The sequence below is a fragment of the Streptomonospora arabica genome (assembly GCF_039531585.1).
Classification (GTDB): Bacteria; Actinomycetota; Actinomycetes; order Streptosporangiales; family Streptosporangiaceae; genus Streptomonospora; species Streptomonospora halophila.
Genome location: NZ_BAAAQI010000017.1, coordinates 1 through 15,408, shown reverse-complemented (window position 1 = coordinate 15,408; position 15,408 = coordinate 1). Strand labels below are relative to the sequence as shown.

Genomic DNA, 15,408 nt, shown 5'->3' with positions numbered 1-15,408 from the left:
GACTGGGCCGGGGTCCTGTTCGGGGATGCACCGTGCGCTCGGCGGCAAGCCGGCCCACTCGCTGCGCGCGTTGGCCCCATCGCCGCAGCCCACCCCCTCGGGGCGCCCGATCCTGTAGGTGACCCAACCCCCACGGGACGGGCGCTCCTGTACGTGACCGCACCCCCGCGGGGCGGCCGGTCCTTCAGGGGGCCGGGGGCGGTGCGGGTAGTCGGCCGTCCCGCCATAGACTCGGGACCCATGGAGACAGCCGCGGTCGAGGCCACTGAACTGGTCAAGCGCTACGGCGCGACAACCGCCGTGGCGGGCCTGACGTTCTCCGCGGCCCGCGGCGCGGTCACCGCGCTGCTCGGCCCCAACGGCGCCGGCAAGACCAGCACGGTCGAGACCTGCGAGGGCTTCCGGCGCGCCGACGCCGGCCGGGTGCGCGTGCTGGGCCTGGACCCGGCCGCCGACGCCGCCGCGCTCAAACCGCGCGTCGGTGTGATGCTGCAGTCGGGCGGCGTGCCCACGGGCGCCCGGGCCGGCGAGTGGCTGCGCCTGGTGGCCTCCTTCCACGCCAGCCCGGTGCCGCCCGAGGTGCTGCTGGAGCGCCTGGGCCTGGTCTCCGCCGCCGCGACGCCGTTCCGCCGCCTCTCCGGCGGCCAGCAGCAACGGCTGTCCCTGGCCGCCGCCGTGGTCGGCCGCCCGGAGCTGGTCTTCCTCGACGAGCCCACGGCCGGACTGGACCCCCAGGCGCGCCACGCCACCTGGGACCTCATCGCCGAGCTGCGCGACTCCGGGGTCGGCGTGGTGCTGACGACCCACTACATGGACGAGGCCGAGCGGCTCGCCGACCACGTGGTGATCATCGACCACGGCCGCACCGTCGCCTCCGGCGCGCCCGAGGAGCTGACCGAGTCCCGCCAGGAGCTGCGCTTCCGCGCCGGCGCGGACCTGGACACCGCCGGGCTGGGCGCGGCGCTGCCCGCCGCCGCGGCCGTCGAGCGGCGCGGCGACGGCGATCCGGGCCCCGGCGCGGGCCGCCGCGGCACCGCCGTGCTCACCGAGTACGCCGTCACCGCCGACGCGTGCGGGGGCATCGGCCCCGAGCTGGTGGCCACCGTGGGCGCCTGGTGCGCCGCCAACGGCATCTCCCCCGAAGGGCTGCGCGTGCAGCGGCGCAGCCTGGAGGACGTCTTCCTCGAACTCACCGGCCGAGACCTGCGCGAGCCATGACCGAACCACGTACCCGCACCGCACCCGGCCTCTTCGCTCCCGCGCCGGGGGCCGCGCCGCCGCACCGCATGGTCGGCGCGCAGGCCGCCATGGAGCTGCGCATCATGCTGCGCAACGGCGAGCAGCTGCTGCTGACCATGGTGATTCCTATCCTATTGCTGACGGGGTTCAGCCTGACGCCGGTGCTCGACCTGGGACCCGGCCCACGCGTGGACTTCCTCGCGCCGGGCGTCCTGGCGCTGGCGGTGCTCTCCACCGCCTTCACAGGCCAGGCCATCGGCACCGGGTTCGAGCGCCGCTACGGGGTGCTCAAGCGCCTGGGCGCGACCCCGCTGCCGCGCGGCGGCCTGCTGGCGGCCAAGACCCTCGCGGTGCTGGGCGTCCAGCTCGTCCAGATCATGCTCATCTGCGCCACCGCCGCGGCGCTGGGCTGGCGCCCCCATGCCGACGCGGCCGGCGTCGCCTACGCCGTGCTGCTGGTCCTGCTGGCCACCGCGTGCTTCACCGCGCTGGCGCTGCTGATGGCCGGGACGCTGCGGGCCGAGGCGACCCTGGCCGCGGCCAACCTGGTCTACGTGGTGCTTCTGGGCCTGGGCGGGGTCGTCTTCCCCGTCGACCGGCTGCCCGGGGCGGTGCGGACCGCGGTGGAGGCGCTGCCCATCACCGCCCTGACCGAGGGCCTGCGCGGTGTGCTCGCCGACGGCGCGGCGCCCTCTCTCGGCCCCGTGGCCGTGCTGGCCGCCTGGGCGGCCGTCGGCGCGGTGCTGGCCGCACGGCTGTTCCGCTGGGAGTAGCGCCCGCCGCACCGCGGTTCCGGCCGACCGGGGCGGCGCGCGGCGCGCGGACCCCCGCGCGGGCCCGGCCGTTAGGCTCGTGCGCGTGGAGTCCATCGGTGTGCCCCTGGTCGCGCTCATCCGATCGCTGGGGCCGCCGCTGGTGGTCCTCGCGGTCGGCGGGGTGCTGCTGGTGCGCCGCCGTCCGGTGCGGGCCCGGCTGATGTGGGCGGCGCTGGCCGTGCAGCTGGCGACGGCCGCGCTGCCCTACGCGTGGCTCTCGCTGCAGGCGGCGGCGGGACTGGGCCGGCACTACGCCGTCGCGCCGGTGATGATCCTGGTGCAGCCGGGCGCGGAGGCCCTCGCCTGGATCCTGGCGCTTGCAGCCGTGACCGCCACCGCTCCCCCGCACCGGGGTGGACGCGAGCCCCCGCCGCCCGGCACGCGGAGCGCTGGCCCCGGCCGGAACGGCGCCTCCCCCGATCGGCGCGGCCGCACCGACCGGGCCGTGCCGCAGGGCCCGCCCAGCACTCGGACGTAGCGGCCGGGCGCGCGGCCGCACCGCATCCGCCCGGCCCGGGCCCCGGGATACCGGCGCGCGCTCCTACTCCTCGGCCTCGTCGCGCTCCAGGGGGCAGGTCATGCAGTGGGGGCCGCCGCGGCCGCGGCCGAGCTCGCTGCCGCTGATCTCCAGCACCTCGACCCCCCGGTCGCGCAGATAGGCGTTGGACGCGGCGTTGCGCTCGTAGGCGACCACCGTGCCGGGCTCCAGCGCGAAGACGTTGCAGCCGTCGTCCCACTGCTCCCGCTCGGAGGAGAACACGTCCTGGGTGGGGGTCAGCACGGTGATGTCCTCCAGCCCGGAGGCGTCGGCGATGGCGGCGTGCATGCGCTCGGGCGGGTTGTCGGTGACCTTCAGCTCCTTGTCGGTGTCGCCGGGCTCGATGGTGTAGGAAGGCAGCATGCCCAGGCCCGCGTACTTGGTGAACACCCCGCGGTCCACGCACGTCATCACGGTGTCGAGGTGCATGATGGCGCGCGCCTTGGGCATCCACAGTCCCAGCAGGCGCTGCGCGCCGCCGCGGGCGAACAATTCGTGGGCGAGCATCTCCACGGCCTGGGGCTGGGTGCGCTCGCTCAGCCCCACCAGCACCGAGCCGTTGCCGATCGGCATGACGTCGCCGCCCTCGATGGTGGCCGGGCCCCAGGCGTGGCCGGGGTTCCACAGTTCGAAGGCGGCGTCGGCGAACAGCGGGTGCCACCGGTAGACGGCCTCGTAGTGGATGGTCTCGCGGCGCCGCGCCTTCTTGCGCATCGCGTTGACCGACACCCCGCCGCCGATCCAGCAGGAGGTGTCGCGGGTGAAGAGGTGGTTGGGCAGCGGCGTCAGCACGAAATCGTCGGGGCCGAGGGTGTGGAACCACACCGAGCGGGGCTCCTCGACGCGCTCCAGCAGCTCGCGCTTGGTGATGCCGCCGATGAGGTACCGGCACAGGGAGGCGGGGTCCATGGCCTCGAACGCCGCACGCAGCGCGTCGACCGCCATCGGGCCGAAGAAGCGCTGGTCCCAGATGCAGTCGAGCACGTAGGCGCGGGCCTCCGGCAGCGCCAGCACCTCCTGCAGCAGGTCGCCGAAGAGGTGCACCGCGACTCCGCGGGAGCGCAGCAGCGCGGTGAAGACGTCGTGCTCCTCGCGCGCCCGCTCGGCCCACAGCACGTCGTCGAAGAGCAGCGCGTCGTTGTTGGAGGGGGTGAGCCGGCTCAGCTCCAGGCCGGGACGGTGGACGATCACCTGCCGCAGCCGCCCCACCTCGGAGGTCACCGAAAACGCCATGGACTCCTCGCTTCTCGTTCCGCCGCGGCCCGCGCCGTGCGGGGTGAGGGTCAGCATTCCGTGCAACCGGGTGTCCGAAACCTCGGCGGGCTCCGGTCGGCCCGGCGGCGGACCGGAGGTGCACCGGGGCGGGCGGGACGGCGCGCCCGGCCGGGAGGCGCTTAGGATGAGCGCCTGTGAGTGCGAACGCGGCGGTGAATTCATCCGGTGGCCCCATCTGGACGCGGCTGCCCAGCGGGACCGGCCTGCTGCGGGCGGCCGGCGAGTCCGTGCCGCCGACGTGGTTCGTGCTCATCGGCATCCTGTCGGTACAGGCGGGCGCGGGTGTCGCCAGCCGCCTCTTCGCCGTGCTGCCGCCCAGCGCGGTGGTGTGGCTGCGGCTGCTGACCTCCGCGGTGGTGCTGCTGGCCCTGGCCCGGCCCGCGCTCCGCGGCCGGACGCGCGCGGACTGGATGGTGGCCGTGGGCTTCGGCGTGTGCCTGGCGACCATGAACTTCGCCATCTACCAGTCGTTCGCGCGCATTCCGCTGGGCATCGCGGTCACCATCGAGTTCCTGGGCCCGCTGTCGGTGGCGGTGATCGGGTCGCGGCGCAGGATCGACCTGCTCTGGGTGGCGCTGGCCGGCGCCGGCGTCGTGCTGCTGGGCCGCAGCGACGGCGACATCACCCTGGCCGGTGTGCTGTTCGCGCTTCTCGCGGGCGCCGCCTGGGCCGGCTACATCCTGCTCAGCGCGGCGACCGGGCGGCGGTTCCACGGCATGTCGGGGCTGGCGGTGGCCAGCGTGGCGGGCACGATCCTGGTCGCCCCGGCCGGGATCGCCGCGGGCGGCTCCGCACTGCTGGACCCCAAGTTGCTGCTGATCGGGCTGGCGATCGGCCTGCTGTCGTCGGTGGTGCCCTACACGCTGGAGATGCAGGCGCTGCGCCGGATGCCGCCGCGGGTGTTCGGAATCCTGATGAGCCTGGAGCCGGCGGCGGCCGCCCTGGTCGGGCTGGTCCTGCTGGGCGAGTTCCTGTCGGCGTGGCAGTGGCTGGCGATCGGCTGCGTCGTCGCCGCCAGCGTCGGCGCGACCCGCCGGCGCGAACCGAAGGAGCCGCCGCGCGCGGACGCCCCCGCCGAGGAGGCGCCCGAGCGCGAGCCGGACTGAACTCCGGCGGGCGGGGCGGCGGGCGGGCGCGTCGGCGCCCCGCGGGCCGCCGCTCGGTCCGCGGTCGGACCGCCGCGCTGCGCGTGCCCGCCGCGGCAGGCGGCGCCGGGTCCTGGGCCGACGCCGGCGGCCACCCCGTCCAGCACGCCGGCCACCTGCCCCAACCACGACGCCGCGGTCTCCAGTCGGCCTCGGCATACCGATCGTGCAGCGCGCTCATCGCCGCCCCCGGCCCGGTCGGGCCCCCGGTGCGCACGGCACCGGGGGCCTCCCGCAACCACGACGACCTTGCGCCGGGCGTCGGGGGGCGCTCGCGGCGGAGCAGTCCGCGGTCGGCGAGGCGGTCGACGACCATCGTCACCGAGCAGGTGGTCAGGCGGAGCCCTTGGGCGATCTCGCCCGGTGTCATCAACCCGCCCACTCTGAGCAGCGTGTAGCACTGGAAGTCGGTCGGGTTGATGTCGGAGTCGGCCGACAGGGCGTACAGCAGGCGGATCAGCCCGGCGGCCAGGCGCTGCCCGTCGTGCTGGATGGCGTCATAGAGGCCCTCGCGCGAACGCCGGGGCCCGCCGGGCCTCCGACCGTCCTCGCCCGGCGCGGCGTCCCTCGTCCTCGTTCTCCTCGCGCTCCGCCTGGACTGCGGCGGGCCCGGCCCGTTCCCCGCCCCCGGCGAGTCGAGGGCGCCCTCGGCGACCCCCCGGCCCGGCGGAGCGCTTCGCACGCCGACTCCGGCGGAGGTCGCGGCACGGGCGACGGTAGGCGGCCCCGCGGCGGGATAGCGGCCGCAGCGTACTCCGCCTCCGCCGGGAACGCCGGGCGCGGGCCGCCGCACGAGGACGACCCGTGAGCGCATGTCTTCATTCATCATTCCTGCTCCCGGCTCGTTCCCCGCCCCTGACCACGAAAGGCCGGCCATGGTGCACGGATCCGCCCATCGCCCGGAGGACTCCCGGTCGCCCTGGAGGCGGCGCGTCTGGACCGGCGCCGCGGTCGTGGTGGCGCTCGCCTGGATCGCGGGGGCGGGCCCGCTGGGCTCGTACGTCGGCCGGCTCTCGGAGGTGCAGACCAACGAGCAGTCGGCGTTTCTCCCGCTGGGGGCGGAGTCCACCGAAGTCAGCGAGATCGAGGAGGAGTTCTCCGAACAGGACGCCGCACCGGCCTTCGTCGCCTACGCCGACGAGGACGGTGTGGACCCCGCGGCCGTGCGCGCCGACGCCCGGAGCATCGCCGGATCCGAGGCGGTCGGCGGGACGATCGCCGGACCGCTCATCGGCACCGAGGACGACGGCGTCCTCCAGTTGGTCGTCCCGCTCGACCCCCGGATGGAGGAGACCGCCGCCGTCGACCGGCTGCGCGCGGAACTGGCGGACAGCGCGACCGAGGACGGCACCGAGGTGCTGGTCACCGGACCAGCGGGGTTCGCCGCGGATCTCTCCGCGGCCTTCGCCGGCATCGACGGCACGCTGCTGGCCGTCGCGCTGGCCGCCGTGCTGGCCATCCTCGTTGCCGTGTACCGCTCGCCGATCCTCCCGGCCGCCGTGATCGCCGCGGCGGTGCTGGCCCTCGCACTGGCGGCCGCCGGGGTCTACGCCGCCGCGGCTGCGGACTGGCTCACCCTCAGCGGACAGAGCCAGGGCATCCTGTTCATCCTGGTCGTCGGCGCCTGCACGGACTACGCCCTGCTCCTGGTGGCGCGCTACCGCGAGGCCCTCACCGAGCACCGCAGCGCACCGCCGGCCCTCGCCTCCGCGGTGCGCGGCACCGCCGCCCCCATCCTCGCCTCGGGCGGCACTGTCGTCCTCGGCGTGCTCTGCCTACTCGCGAGCGACCTGGCTTCCAACCGCAGCTTGGGGCCGGTGGCGGCGCTGGGGATCGGCGCGGCGATGGCCACCGCGCTGACGTTCCTGCCGGCGGTCCTGCTGCTCCTCGGCCGCACCGCGTTCTGGCCGGCCCGGCCCCGGTACACGGTGGCCGACGCCGGCAGCGGGGGCGACGGGACGGGAGGCCAGGCCCGGCACCCGCTGTGGGGCCGGGTCGCCCGCGCCGTGGGGCGCCGGCCGCGGGCCGTGTGGACGGTCACCGCCCTGGTCCTGCTCGCCGGTGCCGCGTTCGTCCCGTCGTTCGAGGCGGAGGGGACCTCCACCGCCGACGTCTTCCGCACCGATGTGGAGTCGGTGCGCGGCCAGGAGGTGCTGCGGCGCGGCTTCGGCGATGACGCGGGGGCGGCGCCCGCGGTGATCGTCGCCGACGCCGGCAAGGCCGATGAGATCGCGGCCGCCGCCGAGCGTGTGGACGGCGTGAGCGGAGCACGTCCGGTCACCGAGGGCGGCGGGCCGCCCACGGGGGCCGGGGAGCGACCGGGCGCACCCGCTGCTCCGCCGAAGGTCGTCGGCGGGCGCGTCCTGGTCGAGGCGGGCCTGGAGGCCCCCGCGGAGTCGGCGCGGGCCGTGGAGATCGTCCGTAGTCTGCGAACGGAGGTGCACGCGGTTCCCGGCGCCGAAGCCCTGGTCGGCGGCCCCAGCGCGGTGATGCTCGACACGCTGGAGACCGCGCAGCGCGATCTCGCGGTCGTGATCCCGCTGGTGCTGGTGGTGGTGCTGGCCGTGCTGGTCGCGGTGCTGCGGGCGGTCGTCGCGCCGCTGCTGCTGGTGGCGACGACCGTGCTGTCGTTCGCGGCCGCGCTGGGTGTCGGCGCACTGGTGTTCAACCACGTGCTGGAGCTGCCCGGAGCCGACCCGGTCGTGCCGCTCTTCGCGTTCGTGTTCCTGGTCGCCCTGGGCATCGACTACAACATCTTCCTGATGACGCGGGCGCGTGAGGAGGCGGTGCGCGCGGGCCACCGGGAGGGGGTGCTGCGCGCCCTCACCGCCACCGGCGGGGTCATCACCTCGGCGGGGGTCGTGCTGGCCGCGACCTTCGCGGCGCTGGCGGTGATCCCGGTGCTGTTCCTGCTGCAGCTCGCGTTCCTGGTTGCGTTCGGAGTACTGCTGGACGCACTCGTTGTTCGATCCCTGCTGGTGCCCGCGCTCGCTTTGGACGCCGGCCGGCGGACGTGGTGGCCCGGCCGGCCGGCGCGCAGCGGGCGGTAGCCGGGGGGCTCGCCGCCACCGGCGCTGCGGCGAAGCCGCGGCCAGGCGCCGCGCGCCGGCGTGCCGCCGGAGGCTCCTCCCCGGCGGGCCCGGCGCCACCAGGCGACGAGGTCAGAACTCCGGCGGCGTCGAGCGCGGCGGATGGACCGTCCTGCGCACCCACTCCCCCACCGCGGCGGCCGTCTGCTCGGCGTGGTCCTCCAGCATGGTCAGGTGGTCGCCCGGCACGCGCAGGGCGTCGTGCGGCAGCGGCCACGCGAAGCGCCACAGCCCTTCCGCCACGGGGGCGCCGCCGCCGTCGGCCACCGGGTCGTCCGGCCGCACCATCGCCGTGCGAGCGGCGATCTTGCGCGGAGACCAGCTCTCGAACAGGTCGAGGTAGCCGCCCATCGCCGTTGCGCGCGCGGCATCGGTGAGGCCCAGCTCCCGGTCGCGCTCGATGATGCGCCCGCCGATCAGCGGGGCCAGCGCCGCGTCCTCGGGCACCGGCGTGTCCAGCAGCACCACTCCCGCCGGCCGGCGGCCGCGCTGCTCCAGGGCCTCGGCCACGGCGTGGGCGACCCAGCCGCCGGAGGAGCGGCCCACCAGCACGAAGCGCTCGGCGCCGCACGCCTCCTCCACCGCCGCGGCCTGCGCCTCGGCGGCGGCCCGGACCGTGCCGGGCAGGTGCTCGCCGCCGGCGAACCCGGGCTGGGGCAGCACGCGCACCTCGTGGACCCCGCGCAGGGCCGCGGCGAAGCGGGCGTACTCGTGCGGCCCGGAGATCATGACCAGCGAGGGGAAGCATACGAACAGCGGCGCCCGGCCCTCGGCCAGCAGCAGCGGCCGGGGCCGCGGCTGCCCGCGCCCCGCGTCGAACCGCGGACGCAGCCGGGCGGCGGCGCGCAGCATCTGCAGGCCGTCCTCGACGCGCCCCGCCGCGCACGCCCCGCGGAACAGCGCGACCATGCTGTCGCCCCCGGGGTCGGCGCCCGCGGCGGCGCCCTCCCGCCCGGCGCCCGCCTCACCGCCTCCGGGCCCCTCGACCGGCCCGAAGCCGTGCTCGGGCGCGCTGCGCTCGTCGAGCAGGCCGCGCAGGTGCTCGGCCAGCTCCCCGGGTGTGGCGCGGCTGAACACCAGGCCGGCGGGCAGGGGCGCGCCGACCGCCGCAGCCAGGCGGTTGCGCAGCTCGACCGCCGTCAGGGAGTCCGCACCCAGCTCCAGAAACCGCCGGTGCTCGCCGATCGCCGCGGCGTCGGAATGGCCGAGCACGTCGGCGGCGTGCGCACGCACCAGCTCCAGCAGGACGCGGGTGCGCTCGGCTTCGGGCCGGGCGGCGAGGTCGCGCGGCAGCCCCGTGCCCCCGCCGCCTTCCGCGGCCGCCGCCGCTCCGCGCCGCGGCGGGCGGACGAGGCCGCGGAACACCGGCGGTATCCGGCCGGTCTCGCGGGCGCGCGCGGCCAGGCCCGCGCGGTCGACGGGCATCGCCACCACGTGCGGTTCGCCCGTGCCGAGGGCGGTGTCCAGCAGTTCCAGGGCCTGGTCGGTCTCCAGCGCCCCGGCGACGCCCTGGCGCCGCATGCGGGCGAGGTCGGCCTCGCCGAGACCGGCGGTCAGCTCGCTGCGGTCGGCCCACAGCCCCCACGACAGGGATGTGGCGGGCAGCCCGCGGCTTCGGCGGTGGACCGCCAGCGCGTCCAGCGCGGTGCTGGCGGCGGCGTAGGAGGCCTGCCCTGCGGCGCCCAGCACCCCCGCGGCCGAGGAGTACAGCACGAAGGCGGCCAGCGGCGCCTCGCGGGTCAGTTCGTGCAGGTTCCAGGCCGCGCCGGCCTTGGCCGCCAGGACGGGTGCGGCGCGCTCGGGCGTGAGCGCGGTGACCGGCGCGTCGTCGAGGACCCCGGCGGCGTGCACGACCGCGGTGAGCGGCCGGTCGGCGGGCACGCCGCCGATCACGCCGGCGAGGGCGGTGCGGTCGGCGGCGTCGCAGGCGCGGATGTCGGCCTCGGCGCCCAGCGCCCGCAGGCCCTCGGCCAGCTCCCCGGCGCCGGGGGCGTCGGGACCGCGCCTGCTGGTCAGCAGCAGGCGGCGGACGCCGTGGGTGCGCACCAGGTGGTAGGCGGTGAGCGCGCCCAGGCGGCCGGTGCCTCCGGTGATGAGCACGGTGCCGCGGGGGTCGGGCGGGGTCGGCGTCTCCAGCACGAGCTTGCCGACGTTGCGGCCCTTCTGCAGGCACCGCAGCGCCTCGTGGGCGCGGCCGATCGGCCAGGCGGAGGCGGGCAGGGGCCCCAGCGCGCCCTGCTCGAACAGCCGCAGGACCTCCTGGAGCATCTCCTGGATGCGCTCGGGTCCGCATTCGCCCTCGCCGAGCCGGAAGGCGCGGTAGGTGGTGCCCGGGTGGTCCGCGGCGACCGCCCCGGCGTCGCGGACCTCGGCCTTGCCGATCTCGACGAAGCGCCCGCCCGGCGCCAGCAGCCGCAGGGAGGCGTCGATGTGCGCGCCGGTCAGCGAGTTGAGCACCACGTCCACGCCTGCGCCCCCGCCGAACGCGTCCTCGTAGTCCAGCGTGCGCGAGTCGGCGATGCGGGCGTCGGGGACACCGAATCCGCGCAGCACCGGCCACTTGCCCCGGCCGGCCGTGGCGTAGACCTCGGCGCCCAGGTGGCGGGCCAGCCGCAGCGCCGCCTGGCCCACACCGCCCGCCGCGGCGTGCACGAGCACCCGCTCCCCGGGCCGTACCCGCGCCAGGTCGACCAGGGCGTGGTAAGCGGTCAGGTAGGCGATGGGCGCCGCCGCGGCGTCGGTGTCGCTCCAGTGGCCGGGTACGGCGGCCACCATGCGCCGGTCGGCGACGCCGACGGTGCCGAGGGCGCCGTGCACGATGCCCATCACGCGGTCCCCCGGGGCCAGGTCGGTGACTCCCGCGCCGGTTTCCAGGACCTCGCCGACGCACTCGCTGCCGAACTCGTGCTCGGCGGCGAAGAGCCCGAGAGCGAGCAGCACGTCGAGGAAGTTCAGGCCGGCGGCGCGCACCGCGATGCGCACCTCGCCCGCCGTGAGCGGGCGCTGCGCCGCCCGGGCGGGCACCGCCCGCAGCCGGAGGGTGCCGTCGCCGGCGGGTTCGAGCCGCCACGGTTCGGCGCCGGGCGGCGGGATGACCCGGGCGGACTCCACGGCCGCCAGCCTCGGGACGCGGCACGCGCCGCCGCGCACCGCGATCTGGTCCTCGTCGGCGGCCAGCGCGGCGGCGAGCACCCCCGCGGCGGCGCCGTCCGCACCGTCGGCGCCCGGTTCCAGGTCCACCAGGGCGAACCGGCCGGGGTGCTCGCTCTGCGCGCAGCGCACCAGTCCCCACACGGCCGCGCCGGCCGGGTCGGGCTCAGGGCCCTCGGGGGCGGGCCCGTCCCGGCGCCCGTCCCCGCCGGGGGTCCGAGCGGTCGGCTCGGTGCCCACGGCGACCGCCCCGGCGGTCGCCACCACCAGTCGCGCGCCGGCGAGGCGGTCGTCGCCCGGCCAGGCCCGGACGAGCGCGAGGACGTCGGCGACCGCGGTGCGGGCGGCGCCGGCTCCGGAGCCCGGCCGGGCACAGCGGTAGAGCACGACGTCGGGAACCGGCGCGCCCGCTGCCGCGGCCGCGCTCAGTTCGGCGAGGTCGGCGTAGTGGGGCGCGCTGGCGGACAGTACTCCGGCGCCGGCGCGATCCCCCAGACTCGCCCAACCGGACGGCGCCGGAGCCGGCTCGGCGGGAGCCGGCGCCGGGACCCAGTCCACCCGGTAGAGGGGCTGCGTGCCGCGCCCGCCGGCGGCCGAGGCGGAGACCGGCCGGGTCGTGAGGGCCTCGACCGTGAGGACGGGGGCGCCCCGGGGGTCGGCGGCGTGCACGGCGAAGACCCCCTCCTCCAGCCGGGTCAGGCACACGCGCAGCGCGGTGGCGCCTTCGGCGTGCAGCCGCACGCCCTCCCAGCTGAAGGGCAGGCGCGGCGCCGCGTCCGGCCCGTTCCCACCGGAGGCGTCCAGCAGCAGCGGGTGCAGTGCGGCGTCGAGCAGCGCGGGGTGGATCCCGCAGGCCGCCGCCTCGGCGCGGCGTTCGCCGGGCAGGGCGACGTCGGCGTAGAGCCGGTCCCCGCGGCGCCACGCCGCCTCCAGCCCGCGGAAGGCGGGCCCGTAGGCATAGCCCCGCCCCGCCAGATCGTCGTAGGCGCCGTCCAGCGGCAGGGGCTCGCTTCCCGGCGGCGGCCACGCCCCGGTGGGCCCGCCGGGCGCGGCGCCGGGCGCAGCCGCGTCGTCGGGGGCGAGCGTCCCTTCGGCGTGCACGGTCCAGGCGTCGCCGGCGCCGGGGCCCGACTCCGCCGGGCGGGGGCGGGAGTGCACACTGACGGCGCGGCGGCCGCCTTCCCCCGCGTCGTCGACGCGGACCTGCACCTGCAGGCCGCCGGTCGCCGGCAGCCATAACGGAGTGTGCATTGCCAGCTCCACCAGCCGCGGGCACTCGGCGCGGTCGCCGCCGCGCAGCGCCAGCTCGGCCAGGGCGGTTCCCGGCAGCAGGGCGTCGCCGCCCAGCGCGTGGTCGGCCAGCCACGGCATCCGGTGCAGGGCCAGTTCGCCGGTGAGCAGGAACCCGCGGGTGCCGGCGCGCGAGACGGCGGCGCCCAGCAGCAGGTGGTCCTCGGTGCCGATGCCCAGGGCCGGGTCGGCGCCGCCCGCGCGCCGGGCCCAGTAGCGGCGGTGCTGGAAGGCGTAGGTGGGCAGGTGCACGCGTGCGCTGGGGCGCCGGGCGAGGAGCGCGCCCCAGTCGGGGGCGGCGCCGTGCGCGTAGGCCTCGGCGACGGCGGCGGTGAAGCGCTCCGGACCGCCCTCGTCGCGGCGCAGCGTGGCCACCACCCGCTGCCCCGCCCCGGGCGGGGCGTCGACCGACTCCGCGGTGCGGGCCACGGCCGCACCCATCACCGGGTGCGGGCTGACCTCGATGAACACGCACCGGTCGGCTTCGGCGAGCGCGCGCACAGCGGGTTCGAACAGCACCGGTCGGCGCAGGTTGGCGAACCAGTAGTCGGCGCCCAGCTCGGCGCCGTCGACGACCTCGCCGCGCACGGTGGAGTGGAAGGGCACGCCGCCCGAGCGCGGCGCCAGTCCCGCCAGCTCCGCGGCGATCGGGCCGCGCAGCACCTCCATCTCGGGAGAGTGGGACGCGAAGGCGGAGGCGACGGGGCGGGCGCTGACGCCCTCCCGCTCGTACTCGGCCCGCACCTCCTCCAGCGCCTGCCGGCGCCCGGAGATGACGACCGACTCCGGGCTGTTCAGCGCGCCGACGCTGAGCGCCTCGCCCCACGGGAGGATCCGCGCGGCGGCCTCCTCGGCCGGCACCGGGACCGCCAGCAGGCCGCCGGTCTCGATCAGCGGGACGGACAGCCGGCTGCGCGCCGCGGCGACGCGGGCGCCGTCCTCCAGCGAGAGCGCGCCGCAGACGCAGGCGGCCGCGATCTCGCCCTGCGAGTGGCCCACCACGGCGTCGGGCCGAACCCCGCAGGCGGTCCACAGCTCGGCCAGGGCCACCATCACCGCCCACAGCACAGGCTGGAGCACATCCACCCGTTCCAGGCCCGGTGCACCGGGTTCGCCGCGCAGCACCGCACCCAGCGACCAGTCGACGTGCGGGCGCAGCGCCGCCTCGCACTCGGCGATCCGCCCGGAGAAGATTTCGGAGGCCTCCAGCAGTTCGGCCGCCATCCCCGGCCACTGCCCGCCCTGCCCGGGAAACACGAACACGGTCGCGGTGGTCGCACCGGGAGCGCCGCCCTCGCCGCGCACGGTGCCGGGCGGGGTCTCGCCGCGCGCGAGGGCGGCCAGCCCGTCCAGGTGCTCGTCGCGGCGGGTGCCGAGCACGACGGCGCGGTGCTCGAAGCGGGCGCGGGTGGTGGCCAGGGAGTAGGCGACGCCGACCGCGTCCGCTTCGGGGTGCTCGGCCAGATACGTATGCAGCCGCTCGGCCTGGGCGCGCAGCGCCTCGGGCGTGCGCGCGCTGATCGGCAGCGGCACCGTCCGCTCTCCTCGCGCCGGGTCCGGTCCGAAGAGGAGGGGCCGGGGGCCGTACGGTGCCGGGGAGGCGGTCGGCCCGTCGCCGGACGTGTTCCCGGTGCCGCCCGCGTACGGCGGGGCTTCGGGGGCGGCGGGAGGTGCGGGGATCCCGGCGAGTCCGCCGAGGACGCGTCCCCGCGGAGCGCCGGCGGGCTCGCCGGAGGGCGCGGGGAAGTCGTAGGCGTGATCGTGCGGCGGTTCCTCGACGACGACGTGGGCGTTGGTGCCGCTGATCCCGAACGACGACACCCCGCCGATCCGCCGGCCCTCCCCCCGCGGCCACGCACGCGGGCCGCCCGAGACCGCACCCAGACCCAGCTCCGCCCAGTCGACCAACTCCGACACGCCGTCCGAGACCCCGGTGAGAGCGGGCGCCGTGCCGCGCCCGAGCACACCCAGCAGCGCGATCAGCCCGGCCACCCCCGCGGCCGCCTGCACATGGGCGATGTTGGCCTTCACCGACCCCACCACCACACCGCCGCAGCGGCCATAGACCGCACCCAGCGCCCCCAACTCGATCGGATCACCCAGCACCGTCCCCGTACCGTGCCCCTCCACCACACCCACGTGCGAGGCCTCCACACCCGCATCCGCCAGCGCCGCACGCATCACCGCCTCCTGCGCCGCACCATTGGGCGCCGACAACCCGTTACTCGCCCCATCGGAGTTCACCGCCGACCCCCGCACCACCCCCCACACACGCCGACCCCCGGACACCGCATCCGACAACCGCTCCAACACCACAACACCCGCACCCTCACCGAACCCCGTGCCGTCGGCCTTGGCGCCGAACGACCGGCACCGCCCGTCCCGCGACAACCCGCCCTGCCGGGAGTACTCGACGAAGACGCTCGGCGAGGAGGCCACGGAGACGCCGCCGGCCAGGGCGAGGTCGCACTCGCCCCGGCGCAGCGCCTGCACCGCCTGGTGCAGCGCCACCAGCGACGACGAGCACGCCGTGTCCACCGTGACCGCCGGCCCGCGCAGACCCAGCGTGTAGGCCACACGGCCGGAGACCACGCTGGCGGCGTTGCCGGTGAGCACGTAGCCCTCGGTGCCCTCCGGCCAGGGGCTCGCGGCGGTGAGGTAGTCGCTGCTGGTGGCGCCCATGAAGGTGCCGGTCGCGCTGTCCCGCAGCACCGTCGGATCGATACCCGCCCGCTCCAGCGCCTCCCACACCGTCTCCAACAACACCCGCTGCTGCGGATCCATCGCCAACGCCTCACGCGGCGACACCCCGAAGAACCCCGCATCAAACCCCGCCGCATCCCCCAGAAACCCGCCCCGCCGCACAT

At 76.9% G+C, this 15,408-nt stretch carries 7 protein-coding genes and 1 pseudogene; 5 read left to right on the top strand and 3 right to left on the bottom strand.

The genetic code is table 11. The features are described 5' to 3' along the window. The first annotated feature begins 240 nt into the window (after nucleotides 1-240). The 3 genes from ABD284_RS21135 to ABD284_RS21125 all read left to right on the top strand — a co-directional run bounded on the left by ABD284_RS21135 (nucleotide 241) and on the right by ABD284_RS21125 (nucleotide 2,532). A complete protein-coding gene (locus ABD284_RS21135) occupies nucleotides 241-1,218 on the top strand; it encodes an ABC transporter ATP-binding protein (protein ID WP_344146422.1) in 978 nt (325 codons plus the stop codon). Then, nucleotides 1,215-2,012 (top strand): ABC transporter permease, encoded by a 798-nt coding sequence (locus ABD284_RS21130; protein ID WP_344146420.1) that lies wholly within the window; start codon nucleotides 1,215-1,217, stop codon nucleotides 2,010-2,012. Before ABD284_RS21135 ends, ABD284_RS21130 begins: the two co-directional genes overlap by 4 nt. Before the next feature lie 85 nt (nucleotides 2,013-2,097). Next, nucleotides 2,098-2,532 carry a hypothetical protein gene (locus ABD284_RS21125; protein WP_344146417.1) on the top strand — a complete coding sequence of 145 codons (435 nt, stop codon included), beginning with the start codon at nucleotides 2,098-2,100 and terminating at the stop codon, nucleotides 2,530-2,532. A 63-nt stretch (nucleotides 2,533-2,595) separates the two neighbouring features. Here ABD284_RS21125 and ABD284_RS21120 read toward each other — a convergent pair whose 3' ends face one another. After that, complete coding sequence (locus tag ABD284_RS21120) at nucleotides 2,596-3,825, bottom strand: arginine deiminase (protein ID WP_344146414.1); 1,230 nt, start codon at nucleotides 3,823-3,825, stop codon at nucleotides 2,596-2,598. 215 nt (nucleotides 3,826-4,040) lie between these two features. Between ABD284_RS21120 and ABD284_RS21115 the strand changes: the two genes are divergently transcribed. Next, the gene (locus ABD284_RS21115; protein WP_386699656.1) at nucleotides 4,041-4,973 is read left to right on the top strand and encodes an EamA family transporter; all 933 of its coding nucleotides are present in this window, start codon (nucleotides 4,041-4,043) and stop codon (nucleotides 4,971-4,973) included. Nucleotides 4,974-5,325: 352 nt separating this feature from the next. Here ABD284_RS21115 and ABD284_RS21110 read toward each other — a convergent pair. Beyond that, nucleotides 5,326-5,382 (bottom strand): annotated as a pseudogene (locus ABD284_RS21110) (hypothetical protein); the annotation flags it as partial. A gap of 505 nt (nucleotides 5,383-5,887) precedes the next feature. Here ABD284_RS21110 and ABD284_RS21105 point away from each other — a divergent pair. Then, nucleotides 5,888-8,062 carry an MMPL family transporter gene (locus ABD284_RS21105; RefSeq protein WP_344146408.1) on the top strand — a complete coding sequence of 725 codons (2,175 nt, stop codon included), beginning with the start codon at nucleotides 5,888-5,890 and terminating at the stop codon, nucleotides 8,060-8,062. Nucleotides 8,063-8,173: 111 nt separating this feature from the next. Here the strand turns inward: ABD284_RS21105 and ABD284_RS21100 are convergent, their stop codons facing one another. After that, nucleotides 8,174-15,406, bottom strand: coding sequence for an acyltransferase domain-containing protein (locus ABD284_RS21100; RefSeq protein ID WP_344146405.1), 7,233 nt, complete (start codon nucleotides 15,404-15,406; stop codon nucleotides 8,174-8,176). Between the last annotated feature and the right edge of the window lie 2 nt (nucleotides 15,407-15,408).

Bases quoted from the DNA above. Each gene is read 5' to 3' on its own strand.
- ABD284_RS21120 (WP_344146414.1), bottom strand. From the start codon at position 3,825: ATGGCGTTTTCGGTGACCTCCGAGGTGGGGCGGCTGCGGCAGGTGATC.
- ABD284_RS21135 (WP_344146422.1), top strand. From the start codon at position 241: ATGGAGACAGCCGCGGTCGAGGCCACTGAACTGGTCAAGCGCTACGGC.
- ABD284_RS21105 (WP_344146408.1), top strand. From the start codon at position 5,888: ATGGTGCACGGATCCGCCCATCGCCCGGAGGACTCCCGGTCGCCCTGG.
- ABD284_RS21130 (WP_344146420.1), top strand. From the start codon at position 1,215: ATGACCGAACCACGTACCCGCACCGCACCCGGCCTCTTCGCTCCCGCG.